The following is an 18903-nucleotide window of genomic DNA, read 5'->3' on the forward strand; positions in this document are numbered from 1 at the left end:
GTAAACAGTGGTACAAAATTAAATTCATACTAATGGACGATAACCTATAAACGTTGTAATCATAGGCTTTTATCCTTGGAAAGGATGATCGTCATTAATTAATATTCTTTCAATTTGAGTTGTCTTTCCTTCTTTATCTATATCAATAATTACTCCAGACAATACGCTACGGCCTTCATCTGGAACGACATGTCTTTGTGGTAAGCTCGTGATAAATCGATGAATGACTTCGTCACGATTAATTCCTAATATACCATCATAGTACCCTGTCATACCTACATCAGTAATGTAACCTGTTCCCTTAGGTAAAACACGGTTATCAGAAGTTTGTATATGTGTATGCGTACCCACGACTGCACTAACTCTTCCATCTAAATACCATCCCATAGCATTTTTCTCGGAAGTCGTTTCGGCATGAAAGTCTACGAAGATATAAGGTGTCACTTGTCTTGCTTCTTCGATAAGTTGATCAGCTTTCTTAAATGGATCATCAATATCTTGCATAAATGTACGCCCTTGTAAATTAATAATTGCTAATTTAATTTCATTGATTTGAATAAAACGCATGCCAACTCCTGGTGCTTCTTCCGGAAAATTAGCAGGCCTTACCATGCGATTCGCATTATCAATAAATTCGTAAATCTCTCTTTGACCATATGTATGATTACCCATCGTCATGAAATCTACGCCTTCTCTTAACAATTGCTTATATATTTTCTCAGTGAGTCCTTTTCCATGTGCTGCATTTTCAGCATTTACAATGGATACTGTCGGGTGATAGCTTTGTTTGATTTTAGGTAGATAAGTGGAAATCGCATTTCTGCCGATTTTACCAACGATATCCCCGATAAACAATATTCTCATAAATCGTTCATCCTCTCATAAAAATAGTTTAATAGATACCACCGTATAATTAAAGTATTCAGTACAAATTAATTATTCTGAATATTAAAAGACTTTTCTTTTTCGAATTTATTAATTATGTTAGTATGAAGTTAATAAAATTCTAGGAGTTGTATATAACACATGTCTATTAATATTGATCCTGAAAAATTTGCAGAATTAGTAGTAAGTTCTAATCCAGCTAAATCAGATGAGCCTGAAGATATCGCTAAAGAAAGTTTAACTTTATATATTAACGCTTACCGTTTAGCTGAGAGATACTCTAACATAGCTACTAATTGTTATGACACAGCTGAAATCATTAGAGAAATTAATGATGCAGATTTACAATTAAAATAATTTCAAAATTGATATATCAACTATAAACATTGTAATTTAAAATCAACCTGTCAGTAATGTCTTTTTCGACTTTATTGGCAGATTTTTTATGTATTTTTTAATTTTAATTTTTTTAAGACTCATACATATCCTTAAGTATTTGTCTGAAATTGAAATTAAAATTAAATGTCACTCACTTCATTATACTTGAATCTGCGCTTTAAGCATAAGAGCCACTAACCGATGAATCGGTAAGCTTTTGGTAATACTTGAATCTACGCTTCATGCATAAGAGCCACTAACCGATGAATCGGTAAGTGGCTCTAATAAATTATTTTGCATATTCTACTGCTCTAGTCTCACGAACAACTGTCACTTTGATGTGACCAGGATATTGTAATTCTTCTTCGATTTGATTTTTGATATCTCTAGCCAATCTATATGATTTTAAATCATCAATTTCTTCAGGTGAGACAACGACTCTTATTTCTCTACCTGCTTGAATTGCAAATGCTTTCTCAACTCCATCATAACTTTCTGATAACGCTTCTAGTCTTTCTAATCTTCTAATATAGTTTTCAAGTGTTTCTTTACGTGCACCTGGTCGAGCTGCTGATAAAGCATCAGCCGCCGCAACTAATATAGAAATTATAGAAGTCGGTTCTACATCGCCATGATGTGAGTGTATCGCATTAATTACTGTTTCATTTTCACCGTATTTCTTAGCTAATTCAACACCTATTTCTACGTGACTTCCCTCTACTTCGTGGTCAATTGCTTTACCAACATCATGAAGTAAACCAGCACGTTTGGCTAAAGTGATATCTTCATCTAACTCAGCTGCTAACATGCCAGAGAGATGCGCCACTTCAATAGAATGTTTAAGAACATTTTGACCGTAACTAGTACGGTAATTTAATCTACCAAGTATTTTAACTAAATCCGGATGCATATTATGAACATTTATTTCGAATGTAGCTTGTTCACCAGCATCTCTAATGATATCGTCAACTTCTTTTCTAGCTTTTTCGACCATATCTTCAATACGTCCAGGATGGATACGACCATCTGAAACTAAATTCACTAACGCTGTTCTAGCTATTTCACGTCGTATTGGATCAAAGCCTGATAAAATAACCGCTTCTGGAGTATCATCAATAATTAAATCTATACCAGTAAGCGTTTCTAATGTACGAATATTTCGACCTTCTCTACCAATAATTCGACCTTTCATCTCATCATTAGGTAAATTAACAACTGAAACGGTTGACTCAGTTGTATGATCGGCTGCTAATCTTTGTACTGTAGTGGCAAGTAATTCTTTTGCTGTTTTATCTACTTTTTCTTTCGCTTCTTTTTCTTTTTCTTTAACAAGTATTGCAATATCTTGTGACAGTTCTTCTTCAACTCTGTGAAGTTGTTCGTTTACAGCTTCTTCTTGAGTGAGACCGGAGATGCGTTCTAATTCTTGTTCATGCTTCATTATTAATGTTTGAACACTACTCTCTTTTGCATCTACTTGTTGTTGTCTTTCTTCAAGTTTTGATTCTTTCTGTTCTAAAATCTCATCTTTTTTATCTAATAGATCAGATTTTCGATCCAAGTTCTCTTCTTTTTGAAGAAGTCGGGTTTCTTGTCTTTGAAGTTCACCACGTCTTTCACGCAGTTCACTTTCTGCTTGTTCTCTTAAAATTTGGTTTTCTTCTTTTGCCTCTAGTAATTTTTCTTTCTTAATATTGTCAGCTTCTTTATTAGCATGATTGACAATATCTTCGGCAGTTTGTCTCGATTGAACTTGTTTTTGGTGTAATAAATTTCGGGCAACGACATACCCTACAACAACGCCTAGAATAATCCCCAGCAAAATGAGTAGGAGGCTTAATAAATTCACATAAACACCTCCTTTATCTAGGGTTTGCTCTGTATATCAAAATCAATATGATTATATGAAATTATATAAGAATCATACACACTAATTGTACGTTTTTCGACAGAGAAGTGTCAAGATATGAAATTGCACTATAACTCATTTGAAACCTTCATAGTTAATATTAGAATTAACCAATTTTTAATATAAAAAATGGACAGCTATTTAGCCATCCATTTCAACGTTTTCTATGTTATGTGAATAGATTACTCTTCATCAAATAAAGTTTTAGGCGTATCTTCTTCAGATTCAGTTTCTTCAACATCTCCATCAAAGATACCTAATTTTTCACGTAGTTTGCGATCAATTTCTTCTTTAATTTGAGGATTTTCTTTTAAGTAGTTTTTAACATTTTCCTTACCTTGGCCCATTCTTTCCCCATTATATGAGTACCATGCACCAGATTTATCTACAATGTCGTTTTCGACACCTAAGTCAATTAATTCTCCTTCTTTAGAGATACCTTGACCATACATGATATCAACTTCTGCCACTCTGAAAGGTGGTGCAACTTTATTTTTAACAACTTTAATTTTTGTTCTGTTACCTACAATATCTTGACCTTGTTTTAATTGTTCTGCTCTTCTTACTTCTAAACGTACAGAACTATAGAATTTTAATGCACGACCGCCTGGTGTTGTTTCAGGGTTACCGAACATAACACCAACTTTCTCACGAATTTGGTTAATAAAGATTGCAGTTGTATTAGATTTAGAAATTGCACCTGATAATTTTCTTAACGCTTGAGACATTAATCTTGCTTGTAAGCCGACATGCGTATCTCCCATTTCACCTTCAATTTCAGCTTTCGGTGTTAAGGCAGCTACAGAATCGACAACTACAATATCAACGGCACCGCTTCGAACAAAAGCTTCAGCAATTTCTAGACCTTGTTCACCGTGATCAGGTTGAGATAAATATAGATTATCAATATCTACACCTAATGCTTGAGCATAAACAGGGTCAAGCGCATGTTCAGCATCAATGAAAGCTGCTACGCCTCCATTTTTTTGTACTTCTGCAATTGCATGTAATGCTACAGTTGTTTTACCTGAACTTTCAGGTCCATATATTTCAATAATTCTTCCTTTAGGATAACCACCTACTCCTAGTGCGTTATCCACTGTGACAGAACCACTTGATGTGCTTGAGACTCTGCGACCTTTATTATCGCCTAATTTCATTACTGCACCTTTACCAAATGATTTCTCCATATTTTTTATTACTGTATCTAAAGCTTTTTGACGTTCATTATCCAAAGCGAGACCTCCTAATTCAGAAAGTAATCTGTTTAATATCTTACCCTTACTATACAAGCTATCAAATCAAAACACAAGCATTTTGCGAATATTTGTTCGTGTAATTTGTGATTTTACCAGAACAGAAACGAACAAACGTACTTATATTTTGCACTAAAAATGAATTATTCTTGTTGTTCGAACCATTTTAATAATCTTATCATCGCATAATTTTGACTTCTGTTTCTTAATAAATTTCGACTTTGAGCCATTTTGAAGGTATCTATATTCAAGTTTTCACCATCATATATCGCTAAATATACCTCTCCGTCTTTATTTAATAACACAATACCCAATTCTGTTTGATATAAATCTCTTACATATTGAGCTGCACTTAAAAGCTGAGCATGTATGTTTTCATCATTTTCTACAAAAACAGAACTATGCGGTAAAATGCCTTTAAGTAAATTGTCTGTATCTACATTTTTCAGCCTTGTATATAGCGCACCATTGGTTACACCATCGTATATTGCGAATGTACGTTTCACCTTAGACATAACCGATTCTTCAATCGTAATATCATCCGATCCAAAGTAATATTCTCCTATTCGATTAAGGATTTCCTTCTTAATAGGTTGGATGAGTTTCTCACATTCTGTTTGCGTATCTGCGTTAGCTGTTAATCTAATGTATACTTCGTGTGTCCCTGCTAAAGGTGCGATAGTTGGGTTTGACTGATTGTCTATAAGATCCATCAATATCGTTTCAACTTTAGATTCACCAATACCTGCAAATCTTAATAATTCTGAAAAGATAACCCTGTCATCATCTAATAAGTAAGGCAATAGCTCATTTTTAGCCATGGGTTTCATTTCTTTAGGTGGACCAGGTAATAGCACAACTTTTTTCTCTTCTTTTTCTACTAACATACCTGGTGCCATACCTGTTTTATTAGGTAATACTTTAGAACCTTCAATGACTAAAGCTTGTTGTTTATTATTTGGAGTCATCTCCTGACCTTGTTCTCTAAAATAACTTTCAATGTAACTTAAAGATGATTCATCAGTAACTAATTCTCTGCCCAATACTTTCGCTACAGTATGTTTTGTTAAATCATCTTTTGTAGGACCTAATCCTCCAGTTAAAACAAGTGTATCAAAACGCTCTAGACCTTGTTTGATAACATATTCTAATCTTTTAGGATTATCACCAATAACTGTATGCTCAACAACACTTTTACCAATACTATTGAAAAGTTTAGAAAGATATTGACCATTTGTATTAGCAATTTGGCCTAAAAGTAATTCAGATCCTACAGCAATTATTGAAATTTTCATTGAACTTTTACCCCTTTATCTATCGATTTCCACAATAAATTCATTATATATTTTTTAGAGTTATAAATCTAAAATAAGCGTTTAAAAAGTGCACGTGCAATTCAGATATCTACTTCTAATATATTAAAAAAGGCTGAGATAACTAACGATATCTCAACCTCAAATCTAAACATATTAAATTATAATTATTTTGATTGTTTAAAGACGTCTCTACCTTTATAAAAATACTCAATACCAGAAAGAATAGTAAAGAATACACCAATATATAATAAAGTAACGCCTAATGGGAAATGAATAAAGTGTACAAGTGGATCACCTAATAATATCCAGATAATTGCAACCATTGTCACAGCAGTTTTAATCTTACCTAATTGACCTGCAGCACTTACAAATCCTTGTTCAATTTGTAACAAACGGAGTCCTGTCACAGCAAATTCACGTGCAATAATAATGATTGCAACTACTGAGTTTGTAAAACCTAATTGAACCATTACTATCAACGCACTTGCAACAAGTAATTTATCTGCAAGAGGGTCTAAAAATTTCCCCATATTCGTTACAAGTTGCCACTTACGTGCTAAATAACCATCCGCAAAATCACTCAACGAAGCAATAATAAAGATGATTGCACTGATTAAAATTTCAATTCTAATATGATAACCGCCAAGGAAGGAAACTTGTCCAAATCCGAAGTCTACTAACGCAAATAGAATAAAAACGGGTATCAATATAACTCTAAATACCGTAATCTGATTCGGTATGTTCATTTTAAATCCTCATTTCTAAAACTTTATTTATTTACAAAATTAATACTGCAAGTATCCAAATAATTAAAGATACAATAACAATCATACCTATTAACATGACAAGTTGAATGGTTTCTTTCGACTTGCTGCGATAAGAAGGTACTTGACCATTAGAAAAAGTTGTCATCAATTGATCCATTTGATGCTGATTGCTAGGTATTTCATCTCGATGTGCTTCAATCAGTTGATTAGGTTCAATATTAACAACATTGGCATATTTTCTAATAAATCCCTCTGTGTAATCTTTTTTGGCTAATAGGTCAAAATCATTATTTTCAATATGTATCAAAGTCTGACGCTTAAGCTGAGTTCGTTGCTCTAATTCATTTAACGTCATACCCAATCTTTCACGTCTACCTTTTAACGCTTCACCAACCGTTTTCACACAAAGTCCTCCTCACACTTATTCAAAGAAACCAAATCCCCCACCGAATGGGTCTCCAAATTCTAAACTATTTTTACTTTGAACCGTTTGTTTCTTCATTTCATCATAATGTATTTCTTGGTTCTCATTTTCTCTCAATTCTATAATATAGTCAAAATCATCCATACTGTAGTTACATGCTTCAACGAATAAATCCGGATGCTCTACGACCTTGATGGATGGCAATGTCATCACTTCTCTAACTAGGTCCTGATGTTTAGGGTTAGACTCACGAGCTGTCACAGCTCCATCAATAATATAGACATGGTTTGACTCATATTCACCCTTGATAAGTGAACTCCTTACCGTCTGTTTAATTAAAGTAGAACTTATGAATAACCATCTTTTATGTGCACAAACGCTTCCTGCTACAATAGATTCTGTTTTACCAACTCGAGGCATGCCTCGAATACCTATTAATTTGTGACCTTCCTCTTTGAAAAGTTCAGCCAAAAAGTCTACAAGTAAACCTAGGTCTTCTCTTTCAAATTTAAATGTTTTCTTGTCATCTGCATCTTGCTCTATGTATCTACCATGTCTAACCGCAAGTCGATCTCTAAGTTCAGGAATTCTTAATTTAGTAATATCAATTTCATTGATTTCTTTGACAATCTGTTCAAAACGTTCAACTTTCTCAAGTTTATCGGTTTTGATAAGTAGACCCCTTTTACCTTGATCAACACCATTGATTGTTACAATACTAATTCCTAGCATACCTAGTAAACTTGAAATATCACCGAGTAATCCAGCTCGATTGATAGTAATTTCATATTCTAAGTACCACTCTTTTCTTTCTGCAACTGTCATGATTCGACCACCCCTTGTTTACAATCACGCACTTGAAAGCTATTCAAAGTTTGATTTAATCACATTATAACATCGTTTATGAGAATCGCACTTAATAATTGTATTAATTTTCTTATAAAAATAAACAAGAATGATTAATCAAAGACAATAAATAGAAAGCTTCTATCCCGTAAGAGTAGCTAACTTATAAATACCAACCGCCATTAACTTTTTGAACGGTACCTGTAATGCTTCTAGACATTGGATGGCATAAATACGCACAAACGTGAGCAACTTCGTATGGTTCAATCATTCTGTTTTGAGGCAATTCTACTACAATAGATTCCATTTCTTCTTTAGACCACGCATTGCTCATGTTACCAGAGACAAAGCCAGGTGCAATTGCATTTACTGTCACTGAAGTGAGTGCCAATTCTTGGCTAAGTGCTTTAACGAAACCAATCTGAGCACTCTTCATTGCAGAATAAATTGATTCCATACTAGCACCTGTTTCTCCCCATATTGAAGAAATCACAATGATACGTCCATTATTACTTTTTCTTAAAGTATCAACAAAATATCTAGATAAACGAATAAATTGTCTTACATGAAGGGCATAACTATAGTCTATGTCTTCATCACTCATATCTTGCAACATACCATATAAGGCAGTTCCACTCGTATATATGAGGCAGTCTATATCATTGAGATGCCCGAAATATTCCGATAATGTTATATCTTGAGCTAAATCACATTGGATAAATTCTACATTATTATTTTTATACTTTTCTTTTAATGAAGTTAAATCCGCAGTGTTGTAATGAATAATCACTTCATAACCTTCATCTAATAAGCGGTCTACAATTGCAGTGCCGATACTACCTGAACCACCAATTACTAGCGCTTTCATTACTCTTTCAGCTCCAAACGACTATCAACAAGATGATCAAAGTCAAGGAATAGCTTAGATGTTTCATTTACACTTTCTAAAGTAATATTTTCAACAATCTCTAACATATCGAAGACACTCACGCCTTCGAAATATAACTTTGCATATTGATTCGCAATATACTCAGGGGAGTTTAAACTAGAAATAAATTCGCCGATAAATTGTTTTTTCAATAAATCAAACGCTTCTTGATCCGCTAAATGTCCTCTGTATTTCTTAAGTTCATTAATTAATAATTCTTTCAACTCGTCGGGGTGTTGTGTCGCACTCGTAATAATAGAAAAACTGTAACTTGGTTCTAATACAAATTGGTAACCAAACGTTTCATCGATAAGATCTTTGTTTAACAAATCTTGATAAAAATCTGTTTCCTCGCCGAAAATCAACTCATAGAAAAATGTCATTTCTAAGTCTCTTTGAACGTATTTTTCTGAGCTTTCATTGAGTGGTTGATTTTTAAATCCTAGCATGAGTCGTGGCGATTGTAATTTCATCTTTTCAGTTACAGTATGTGTATTGACTTCTTCCGGTTCTTTAATTTGTGCACGCTCTATCTGAGGTTGATTAGTCTTGTTGCGTTGCTTTTCATGATTATCGACTAAATCAACGATACTTTGAGGATCAACATCGCCTACGACGAAGAGAACCATATTGGATGGATGGTAAAACGTTTCGTAACATAAATATAAATCGTCTTTAGTTATGTCATAAATACTGTCTACACTTCCAGCAATATCAACTCGGATAGGATGTTTAGAGTACATAGCTCTAAGCGTATTAAACATCAATTTATAACCAGGTTGTTCTTGATACATTTTAATTTCTTCAGCGATAATGCCCTTTTCCTTATTTACAGTTTCTTCAGTAAAATACGGTGTTTCAACCATGGTTAATAAACGCTTAATATTACTTTCGAGGTGATTTGTAGCACTAAATAAGTAACTTGTACGATCAAAGCTAGTGAAAGCATTTGCCTGTGCATTTTCTTCAGCAAATGCTGTAAATAAATCTTCTTCTTCTTTTTCAAAAAGTTTATGTTCTAAAAAATGAGCTACGCCGTCTGGAACCTTTACAAATTCATTACTACCAAGAGGTTTAAAGTGATTATCTAACGAACCAAATTGTGTTGTATAAGTTACAAATGTTTTTTGAAATCCTGGCTTAGGTATAATAAACAGTTTTAGTCCATTATCAAGTTCATGTTCAAAAACCTTTTCATCAATAAGTTCATAATTATGTACTTTCATTATTCACTTTGACCTCCCTTCGTTAAAACATAAATGGTATCAAGGACAGCTTCGTTAGCTAACTCAATTACATCTTCTTTTGTAACCTGATTAATTGCTTTAATAAAGTCTTCATCAGATTGATATTCGTCTAATAATAGTTGATTATGTAGCAATTCAATCATGCTTTTAGGTCTATCAGTAGATTCATGTCTGTGTGAAATAATAATTTTTTTAGCTAATTCTAATTTAGTTTCATCAAATTCACCATTTTTTAATTTATCGAATTCTTCTAAAATGGTATCTTTCGCGCGTTCATATTTATCAGCAGATACGCCACTTAAGACAAATAAGAATCCATTTTTACCATCAATTTGAGAATGGATTGAATAAGCTAAACTTTGCTTTTCACGAACTTCATTGAACAATACTGAAGAGGGATCTCCACCAAACATCATATTAAACACGACAAACGCATAATAATTTTGTTTACCATAGTAGGTTGGGAATCGATAACCAAGATTAAGTTTTGCTTGGTCCACTTCATCTTCTTCAATAATAACCTTTGGCGAACCAATATGATTTATTTGTGTTAATGGTGAACCCTTTTCTAACTCAAACGGTTTGATTTCAAAGTTATTTTGGATTAAATTTCTCGTTTCTTGTTCGTTAACATTTCCTACTACGTAAATTGCACATTCATCATTATGTATCATGGATTTATATGTATCATACAAGTTTTGAGCAGTCACTTGTGGTATTTGTTCCAATTGACCCGTAGCAATATATTTATAAGGTTCATCTTTAAACATATAATTCATTAATTTTAAAAATGAATATTGCGCCTTATTATCTGTCATTGCTTCAATTTTCTTAGTAAGGAGAGATTTCTCTTGAGCCACATATTTTTCATTGAATTGTTCATCTTCAATTAAAGGGTTCCATATTAACTCTTTCAGCATTTCTAATCCCTTTTCAAATAGAGGCGTAGAATCCTTCAAGTAACGCTCATTCACAATTTCTAGAGAAATAGTAATGACATGTTTATCTTTAAATTTAGTTACAAAACTATTGATATAAGCCCCATATAAGTTTGACAAATGTCTATTTAACGCTTTGTCGTTAGGCCATTTTTGAGTAGCACGTACTAATACTTTACTTAGAATGGAACGAGATGTAATCGTTTCATAATCTAATGGTGCCATGAATTTAAATGTCACCATCGTTGTTTTAAATTTTTCAGTTGGTAAAACATTGATATGTATATTTGAATGGTCATGGTTCATTGTCTCCAAATGCCATACCTCCCTTTTCTGTAAAAACATTTACTATTTAATTTTTATTAACTTTAAACTTAACTAAACTACTTTTAAGATAGTTTAAAGAGTATAAGATGGGTTGTCCATTTTCATCATAATGTACAACTTTCAATAACATTAAACCTTCGTGTGGCGACGCGTTGAGCACTTCAGAAATGTGTGGTTCGTAACTAATCGCTTCTAAGTCCATTTCAGCATGAGTCACTTCGTGTCCTGTGGCATCTTTAATGGCTCTTAACATTGATCCGTTACTTTTCTGATAATCTAAACAAGTTAAGTATTGTTTCGCAATTTTATCTAAACAATAAACGACAGGTTTATGGTCAGCAGTTCTCAATCTCTCAATGATAGTGACTGGTTGCTTGGTTTCTATTCCTAAATGTTCTGCATCTAAGATTGTTGCTGGTTGTTCATCAAAATTTAGATACTCTATACCTGCTTTATACCCAGCTTCTTCAATCATAGTACTAATACTTATTAATTTGTCTAATGGATAAAAGAAGGGAGGTTGTGCTTTAACGCTTGTCCCCTCTTCAAAATTATCCGTGACTATTTGTTCTGTGATTAATTCACCAATGCCGTCATAAACATCATCAGTTTTAACATTTAATGCACGTGCAATTGATAAATTACTAGGTAACTTACCACCGTTTTCTAGCTCACCATTTTTAATCATATTTAAAATATATTGTTTTACTCTATATATAGCATTCATTTCCGACATTTTTACACCTCATCATTATCTAAATCAACTAGAATTTGTCTAGGCTTGCTCCCTTTTTGTGGGCCTATGACCTGATTACGTTCTAAATCGTCCATTAATCTTGAAGCACGATTATACCCAATTCTAAATTGTCTTTGTAATAAAGATGTACTAGCCTTCTGTTGTTCTATAACAAATAAATAGGCTTCATCGTATAAAGAATCTTCACTTTTCATCTCTGATTTATCGACTGGTGCATCTGGTTCCATTTCTTTCACATAATTCGCTTGTTGTTGTTCTACAACATAATTGACTACGTCTTGAACTTCTTTGTCACTCAAGAAAGCACCTTGAATACGTGTTTGCGTAGACTCTCCGTTACCTATATATAACATGTCACCTTTACCTAGTAATTTTTCAGCACCGCCAGAACCAATAATTGTTCTAGAGTCTGTTTGTGAACTTACCGCAAAGGCAATTCTTGATGGAATATTATTCTTGATAATACCTGTAATGACATCAACTGATGGTCTTTGAGTGGCTACAATTAAATGAATTCCAGCAGCTCGGGCCATTTGAGTAATACGTTGAATCGCATTTTCAACTTCTTTTCCTGCAACCATCATTAAATCTGCTAACTCATCTACAATTACAACAATGTAAGGTAATTCGGATTGTTTCTCTTCAAGTTCTTCATTTTGTTTACGAATATATTGGTTATAACCTTCAATATTACGTGTAGAAGAATGTTGGAAAAGATCGTAACGACGTTCCATTTCAGCAACTACTTTTTCTAGAGCCTGAGATGCTTTATGTGGGTTCGTAACAACTGGTATAAGTAAATGTGGTATACCATTATATACGTTTAATTCTACCATTTTAGGGTCAATTAACATAAGTTTTACTTCATGAGGCTTTGCGTTAAGTAAAATACTTGTGATGATACCGTTAATACAAACTGATTTACCACTACCTGTTGAACCTGCAACAAGTAAGTGTGGCATTTCATTTAATTGGATAGATACAGGTTCACCAGAAATATCTCGGCCTAAGCCGACTTCTAACTTATGTTGTGAAGGGAATTTCTCTTCTAACACTTCTTTTAAAGATACTAATGAAATCTTATCATTTGGTACTTCAATCCCCACTGCAGAACGACCGGGTATAGGCGCTTCAATACGTACATCTTTAGCAGCTAATGCTAAAGCAATGTCGTTGTGTAAGTTAACGATTTTACTTACTTTAACACCTTGGGCTGGTTGGATTTCATATTGAGTTACTGCAGGACCGATTTTAATTTGTGTGACTTTCGCATTGACACCAAAGTTTTTCATCGTTGACTCTAATACTTGACCTTTGCGCTGAACTTCAGCTTTAGAAGTTGATTGTTGTTTCACAGGTTGATTAAGTAAAGTTAAAGGTGGCACAGTATATTCGACATTAGCCACTTCTCCGGCTTCTGAAATAGAACTTTCCCCGTCGTTGTTATTATTGATTTCCTGTTCTGAATTCGTCGAAACATCTTTTTTATGATTATTTTCTTGTGAATTTGATGTTGTTTCGCTGCTTTTAGCTTCATTGTCAAAGATTCGTTTTTTACGCTTATTCGGTTGACTATTGACTTGATCCTCTTGTTCGTTATGTCCATATATAGGTATATCATTCGTTTGTCCTACTTCTGGTAAATCACTTACATCTTTAACTTGTTCGTGTTGTAATCTCTCTTGATTTTTAGTACGTTTCTTTTCTTCAGCACGTTTAGCTTTTAATTGTGCGCGTTCTTCTTTTTTAGCTTTATTTTGTTCCCTTTTTTCTTTAAAAGACTCTGAAGCATTTTCACTTGAAGACTTCATATTTTCAAATAAATTTTTAGTCACATCTCTATGTCTTAAGTTCATTAAAAGAATAATACTTGATGCCACTAATAAAATCGTAATAATAATAACTCCTACAATAGAGATGAGCGGAATAAACAACTTAAGTAAGTAAAAACCAATGAGTCCTCCACCAAAATTTGGAAAATGCGTATGTTCATATGATCGATATACATATGAAAGTACTGGTTCTCTTTCAGATGAGATACCTTTTGTAAAATGATAATAAAGTTGTGCTATAAATAATAAAGCTAATTGTAAGATAATTGCCCCAACACTACGACGCGTTTTAGGAATCTTTTTAGAGTATGTAATAAAACCTGTTGCTAGGATTACTAAAATATATGTTAAAAATCTACTCATTCCAAATAAATAATTAAAGAAACTATCAATCATTCGACCAACTATGCCTAATTGAAAAGCTCCTAAAACGACAAGAATGACAATGGAAATAGCAATTAAATAGCGTAACGGACTTTCATTTTGTTTTCTTCTCTTAGAGTTTTTACGCGTAGCATTACTTTTCTTTCTAGTCGTTGTTTTTTTCTTTGCTTGTGGCAAGATTTTACACCTTCTTTTTTAATCTTTCACAGTTCTCCATTAGGTCTTATGACACCTATTTCTTATGTATATATTTAATAAGATGAAAGAGGCAGGAACAATTTAAATGTTTAAAGTTAATTTTAATCGTCCATATCTTTTGTTTCGATATAAAGTGAACAAAATTAAAATAACCTAAATGTAGAACATCATCATCTTTATGTTACAAAGTGATTGTGTTTTACTAAATTGTCCCAACCTCTTTAAAATATTTTTTATTTGGATTATATCTCAGAAATAACTGGAATAATCATTGGACGTCGTTTCGTACTTTCGAATAATAGTTTACTAATTTGATCTCGCATATTTTGCTTTATTTCAGACCATTCAATACGTTTTTCTTGTAAACCTGCTTCTACAATTGTACGCACTTTTTCTTCCGCTTCATTTAATAATTCTTCGCTTTCTCTAACATAAACAAAGCCTCTTGATTGTATTTCAGGACCTGCTGCAATTCGTCTGTTTTTAGGATCTAACGTTACCACAGCAATGAATATTCCATCTTCTGCTAATAAATGACGGTCTCTTAATACGATGTTACCTACGTCGCCAACACCAATACCATCAATAAGTACATTTCCTGAATTTACTTTTTCATTTAGAATCATATCTTTACCGTCATAATTAATAACGTCGCCTTTTTCTACTAAAAAGATTTTTTCAGGAGCAACACCTGACTCAGCAGCTAATTTAGCGTGTGCAATTTGCATTTTAAATTCACCTTGCACAGGGATAAAATATTCCGGTTTCATGATATTTAACATCATTTTTAATTCTTCCATACAACCGTGACTTGAAGCATGAATCTTCTTATTGTTAGGAATGATGTGGGCACCGGCGCGTACCAATTCATTTAAAGTATCCGCAATGATGACTTCCATATTCGCTGAAGCTGTAATTGCTAAGAAGACAGAATCGCCATCTTCGATATTCATAATTTTATGTTTCTTTTGAGCCATTTGACTTAAAGCTTCGACAGGTTCTCCTTGCATGCCTGTGGCAATGATAATGACTTCATTCTTAGGATAATTATCAACTTCATTAATAGGTATTAATAAGTCTTTAGGTATATCGAAATATCCCATCTTGCGGGCGATATTAAATGAACTTTCAAGTGAACGACCTAAGAATGATACTTTACGATTCAATTGACTCGCAATATTTAATACTTGTTGGATACGTATAAAATTAGACGCATAGCAAGAGACGATAAGTCTTCCTTTTACTTTAGCAAATGCATCATACATATGGTGTTCGATGACATTTTCAGGTGTATTGTAGCCAGGCTTTTCAGCTTCAGTAGAATCACTGATTAATGCAAATACTCCTTCATCACCAATTTCAGCCATTCGTTTCATATCAGGTGCATACTGACCATGTAAACTTTGATCAAATTTAAATTCACCTGTATATACGATAGAACCATATGATGTGTGAATACAAATACCTAAACTATCAGGAATGCTATGTGTAGTATTAAAGAAACTCACGTTTACATTTTTAAATCTCATTACTGAATCATGATTAACTGTATAGTAACGCACTTTCTTTTTAATATTACGGGCCTTCATGTTTTCTTTAATAAGTGCGATTGTCAACTTAGAACCATACACTGGTGCATCAATTTGTTCTAACACATAACTCACTGCACCAATCGCGTGTTCATGACCATGAGAAAGGAAAATGCCTTTTAACTTATCTTTATTTTCAATGACATATTGAATGTCAGGAATAACAATATCTACGCCTAGCATTTCATCTTCGGGGAACATTAATCCCGCATCTAACATAAACATTTCATCGTCTACTTCAACGATGTACATATTTTTAGCGATTTCGCCTACACCACCGAGTGGTATGATGCGAATATCTTTATTTTTTTTCTTTATTAAACTCAAAATGTTACCTCCTATAAATAGTGACCCGTCCATATATAAACTCATCATTTATTATAAGTTAAAATAGGCGTGATGTACACTATTAAAGCACGGTTGACCATCTTGAAGATTTAAATTTTATTTTTCTTATACGCTTAATCAACCTTTGTAAATTGGCACGATTCATTTTTAATAGCCCAAAATATGTAAAATAAAAAGATTGAGTACTCCATTAAGAATACTCAATCTTAACCATTCACTTTATTCTTGTGTTAAAGCTTTATGAGAAGCATTTACTCTGCCTTGCTTGTCTATTTCAGTAATTTTTACTTCAATCGTATCACCAATATTTAATACATCTTCAACTTTATTGATTCTATCTTTAGAAATTTGAGAAATATGAAGTAACGCATCTTTACCTGGGAATAACTCTACGAAAGCACCATATTTTTCGATACGTTTAACTTTAGCATGATATACTTGGCCAACTTCAGCTTCACGTGTAATTTCTTCGATAATTTCTTTCGCACGATCAATCATTTCTTGGTCTACAGCACCGATAAAGATTGTTCCATCTTGCTCGATATCAAGTTTAACGCCTGTTTCATCAATAATTTCATTGATTTTTTTGCCGCCAGGTCCAATGACATCTCTGATTTTGTCAGGTTTGATGTGCATTGTAACAACTTTTGGAGCATAAGCACTTAATTCTTTACGTGGTGCATCGATTGTTTGAAGCATGTGATCCATAATAGCTAAGCGTCCTTGACGAGCTTGTTCAAGTGCTTCTTCAATTACTTCTCGTGTTAAACCATCAATTTTGATATCCATTTGAATAGCAGTAATACCTTCTTTAGTACCCGCTACTTTAAAGTCCATGTCACCAAGTGCATCTTCCATACCTTGAATGTCAGTTAAAATTGTATAGCTATCATCACGTGTAACGAGGCCCATGGCTATACCTGCTACAGGTGCTTTAATTGGTACACCAGCATCCATTAACGCAAGTGTAGAACCACAAATTGATGCTTGTGAAGAAGAACCGTTTGATTCTAATACTTCACTTACAATACGGATTGTATATGGAAAATCAGTTGTATCAGGGATGATATAGCGTAAAGCTCTTTCACCTAATGCACCATGACCAATTTCACGACGTCCAGGCGCACGAACAGGGCCTGTTTCACCAACAGAGAAGTTAGGGAAATTATAATGATGCATGAAGCGTTTTTCTACTTCTGGTCCTAGACCATCGATGAGTTGATAATCTCCTAATGCGCCTAATGTTAAAACAGATAGTGCTTGTGTTTGTCCACGTGTAAATAATCCTGAACCATGAGCTCTCGGTAAGAGTCCAACTTCTGAGTCAAGTGGACGTATTTCATCTACTTTACGACCATCCGGACGAATTTTTTCATCAGCAATTAAGCGTCTTACTTCTTCTTTTACGAGATCATTCAAGATTGAGTACACTTCATTGATAAGAGATTCATTGTCTGGATCTTCTTCATCTATAAAATGTTCTACGACTTCTTCTTTAAGTGCATCTAAATTTTCATCACGTTGTTGTTTATCAAATGTTAATACTGTATCTTTTAAACCTTTTTCTTCAGTTAATGCTTTTACTTTTTCAACTAGCGCTTCGTCACGTTCAACAGGAATAAATTCTTGTTTTACTGGTTGAATATGATCAATAATTTCTTGTTGGAATGCAACTAAACGTTTAATTTCTTCATGTCCGAAGAAGATTGCCTCAAGCATTTCGCTTTCAGTGATTTCACTAGCCCCTGCTTCTACCATGTTTACAGCATCTTTATGACCAGCCACTTCTAAGTCTAATCTAGAAACTTCCTTTTCAGAAACTGAAGGGTTGATGACATAATTACCGTCAACATAACCTACATTGACACCTGCAATAGGTCCTTGGAAAGGAATGTCTGACACACTTAAAGCCATTGAAGAACCAATCATTGCAGCCATTTCAGGTGAACAATCTGGATCAGCACTTAGAACAATGTTCATAATTTGAACATCATGTCTGTAACCTTTTGGGAATAATGGACGAATAGGTCTGTCGATTAATCGTGCAGTTAGTGTCGCTTCATCTCCAGGACGTCCTTCTCTTTTTTTGAATCCACCAGGAATTTTACCTGCCGCATACATTTTTTCTTCATAATTGACTGTTAATGGGAAAAAGTCACCATCTCTAGGTTCCTTTGAAGCAGTAGCAGTTGATAACACAACTGTATCTCCATAACGTACTAAAACAGCACCATTAGCTTGCTTTGCTAATTGACCTGTCTCAATAGTTAAAGAACGACCAGCCCATTCAGTTTTGAAAACTTTCTTCTCTTGAGACATTATGAATCTCCTCTCTTAATTCTATTATTTACATCATATCATTTATTTACTCAATTTTATATTTTTTATTATGTGTGATAATAAAAAAAGGAAAGTACCATCCAACTGGTGCTTTCCTCTGACTGTAGACAAACCCTTTCACTCTTTGTCGTCTTATGCATGCCTAGCTCATTTACTATTAGTAAAATCCCGTCGTTATGCATTTCGACTCCTCGATTGAAAAGGGCTTTCTATCAGTCATCTTAATTAAATTTA

The 18903-nt window shown here is 33.6% G+C and carries 14 protein-coding genes and 2 pseudogenes; 1 reads left to right on the forward strand and 15 read right to left on the reverse strand.

The window, feature by feature from the left end:
* Positions 1-69 precede the first annotated feature (69 nt).
* A complete protein-coding gene (locus tag JMUB898_RS07945) occupies positions 70-864 on the reverse strand; it encodes a TIGR00282 family metallophosphoesterase (RefSeq protein ID WP_044466279.1) in 795 nt (264 codons plus the stop codon).
* Between the two features lie 162 nt (positions 865-1026).
* Between JMUB898_RS07945 and JMUB898_RS07950 the strand changes: the two genes are divergently transcribed.
* On the forward strand, positions 1027-1242 hold the full coding sequence (locus JMUB898_RS07950) for a hypothetical protein (protein WP_002442610.1): 216 nt from the start codon (positions 1027-1029) through the stop codon (positions 1240-1242).
* A 310-nt stretch (positions 1243-1552) separates the two neighbouring features.
* Here the strand turns inward: JMUB898_RS07950 and rny are convergent, their stop codons facing one another.
* From rny to pnp, 14 genes and pseudogenes are all read right to left on the reverse strand, one after another.
* Positions 1553-3112 carry a ribonuclease Y gene (gene rny, locus JMUB898_RS07955; RefSeq protein ID WP_002442608.1) on the reverse strand — a complete coding sequence of 520 codons (1560 nt, stop codon included), beginning with the start codon at positions 3110-3112 and terminating at the stop codon, positions 1553-1555.
* A gap of 242 nt (positions 3113-3354) precedes the next feature.
* Positions 3355-4407, reverse strand: a complete 1053-nt coding sequence (recA, locus tag JMUB898_RS07960) for a recombinase RecA (protein WP_037541417.1) — start codon at positions 4405-4407, stop codon at positions 3355-3357.
* A gap of 164 nt (positions 4408-4571) precedes the next feature.
* Complete coding sequence (locus tag JMUB898_RS07965) at positions 4572-5723, reverse strand: CinA family nicotinamide mononucleotide deamidase-related protein (protein WP_002442605.1); 1152 nt, start codon at positions 5721-5723, stop codon at positions 4572-4574.
* Between the two features lie 185 nt (positions 5724-5908).
* Positions 5909-6490, reverse strand: coding sequence for a CDP-diacylglycerol--glycerol-3-phosphate 3-phosphatidyltransferase (pgsA, locus tag JMUB898_RS07970; RefSeq protein WP_002442602.1), 582 nt, complete (start codon positions 6488-6490; stop codon positions 5909-5911).
* Between the two features lie 31 nt (positions 6491-6521).
* Positions 6522-6914, reverse strand: coding sequence for a helix-turn-helix domain-containing protein (locus tag JMUB898_RS07975; RefSeq protein ID WP_002442599.1), 393 nt, complete (start codon positions 6912-6914; stop codon positions 6522-6524).
* An 18-nt stretch (positions 6915-6932) separates the two neighbouring features.
* Positions 6933-7760, reverse strand: a complete 828-nt coding sequence (locus JMUB898_RS07980) for a YmfK family protein (protein WP_002442598.1) — start codon at positions 7758-7760, stop codon at positions 6933-6935.
* Positions 7761-7944: 184 nt separating this feature from the next.
* Positions 7945-8649 carry an elongation factor P 5-aminopentanone reductase gene (gene ymfI / locus JMUB898_RS07985; RefSeq protein WP_002442596.1) on the reverse strand — a complete coding sequence of 235 codons (705 nt, stop codon included), beginning with the start codon at positions 8647-8649 and terminating at the stop codon, positions 7945-7947.
* Entirely contained in the window at positions 8649-9935 is a 1287-nt protein-coding gene (yfmH, locus tag JMUB898_RS07990) for an EF-P 5-aminopentanol modification-associated protein YfmH (protein ID WP_002442594.1), read from the reverse strand. Before yfmH ends, ymfI begins: the two co-directional genes overlap by 1 nt.
* The gene (gene yfmF, locus JMUB898_RS07995) at positions 9935-11200 is read right to left on the reverse strand and encodes an EF-P 5-aminopentanol modification-associated protein YfmF (protein ID WP_037541551.1); all 1266 of its coding nucleotides are present in this window, start codon (positions 11198-11200) and stop codon (positions 9935-9937) included. Before yfmF ends, yfmH begins: the two co-directional genes overlap by 1 nt.
* A 46-nt stretch (positions 11201-11246) precedes the next feature.
* On the reverse strand, positions 11247-11957 hold the full coding sequence (locus JMUB898_RS08000; RefSeq protein ID WP_002442591.1) for a GntR family transcriptional regulator: 711 nt from the start codon (positions 11955-11957) through the stop codon (positions 11247-11249).
* A gap of 2 nt (positions 11958-11959) precedes the next feature.
* Positions 11960-13411 (reverse strand): annotated as a pseudogene (locus JMUB898_RS12875) (DNA translocase FtsK); the annotation flags it as partial.
* Between the two features lie 98 nt (positions 13412-13509).
* Positions 13510-14371: pseudogene (locus JMUB898_RS12880) on the reverse strand (DNA translocase FtsK 4TM domain-containing protein); the annotation flags it as partial.
* 263 nt (positions 14372-14634) lie between these two features.
* Positions 14635-16308 (reverse strand): ribonuclease J2, encoded by a 1674-nt coding sequence (rnjB, locus tag JMUB898_RS08010; protein ID WP_037541414.1) that lies wholly within the window; start codon positions 16306-16308, stop codon positions 14635-14637.
* Positions 16309-16548: 240 nt separating this feature from the next.
* Entirely contained in the window at positions 16549-18648 is a 2100-nt protein-coding gene (gene pnp / locus JMUB898_RS08020) for a polyribonucleotide nucleotidyltransferase (RefSeq protein ID WP_049402112.1), read from the reverse strand.
* Positions 18649-18903 lie beyond the last annotated feature (255 nt).

Source organism: Staphylococcus caprae (assembly GCF_003966625.1).
Taxonomy (GTDB): Bacteria; Bacillota; Bacilli; order Staphylococcales; family Staphylococcaceae; genus Staphylococcus; species Staphylococcus caprae.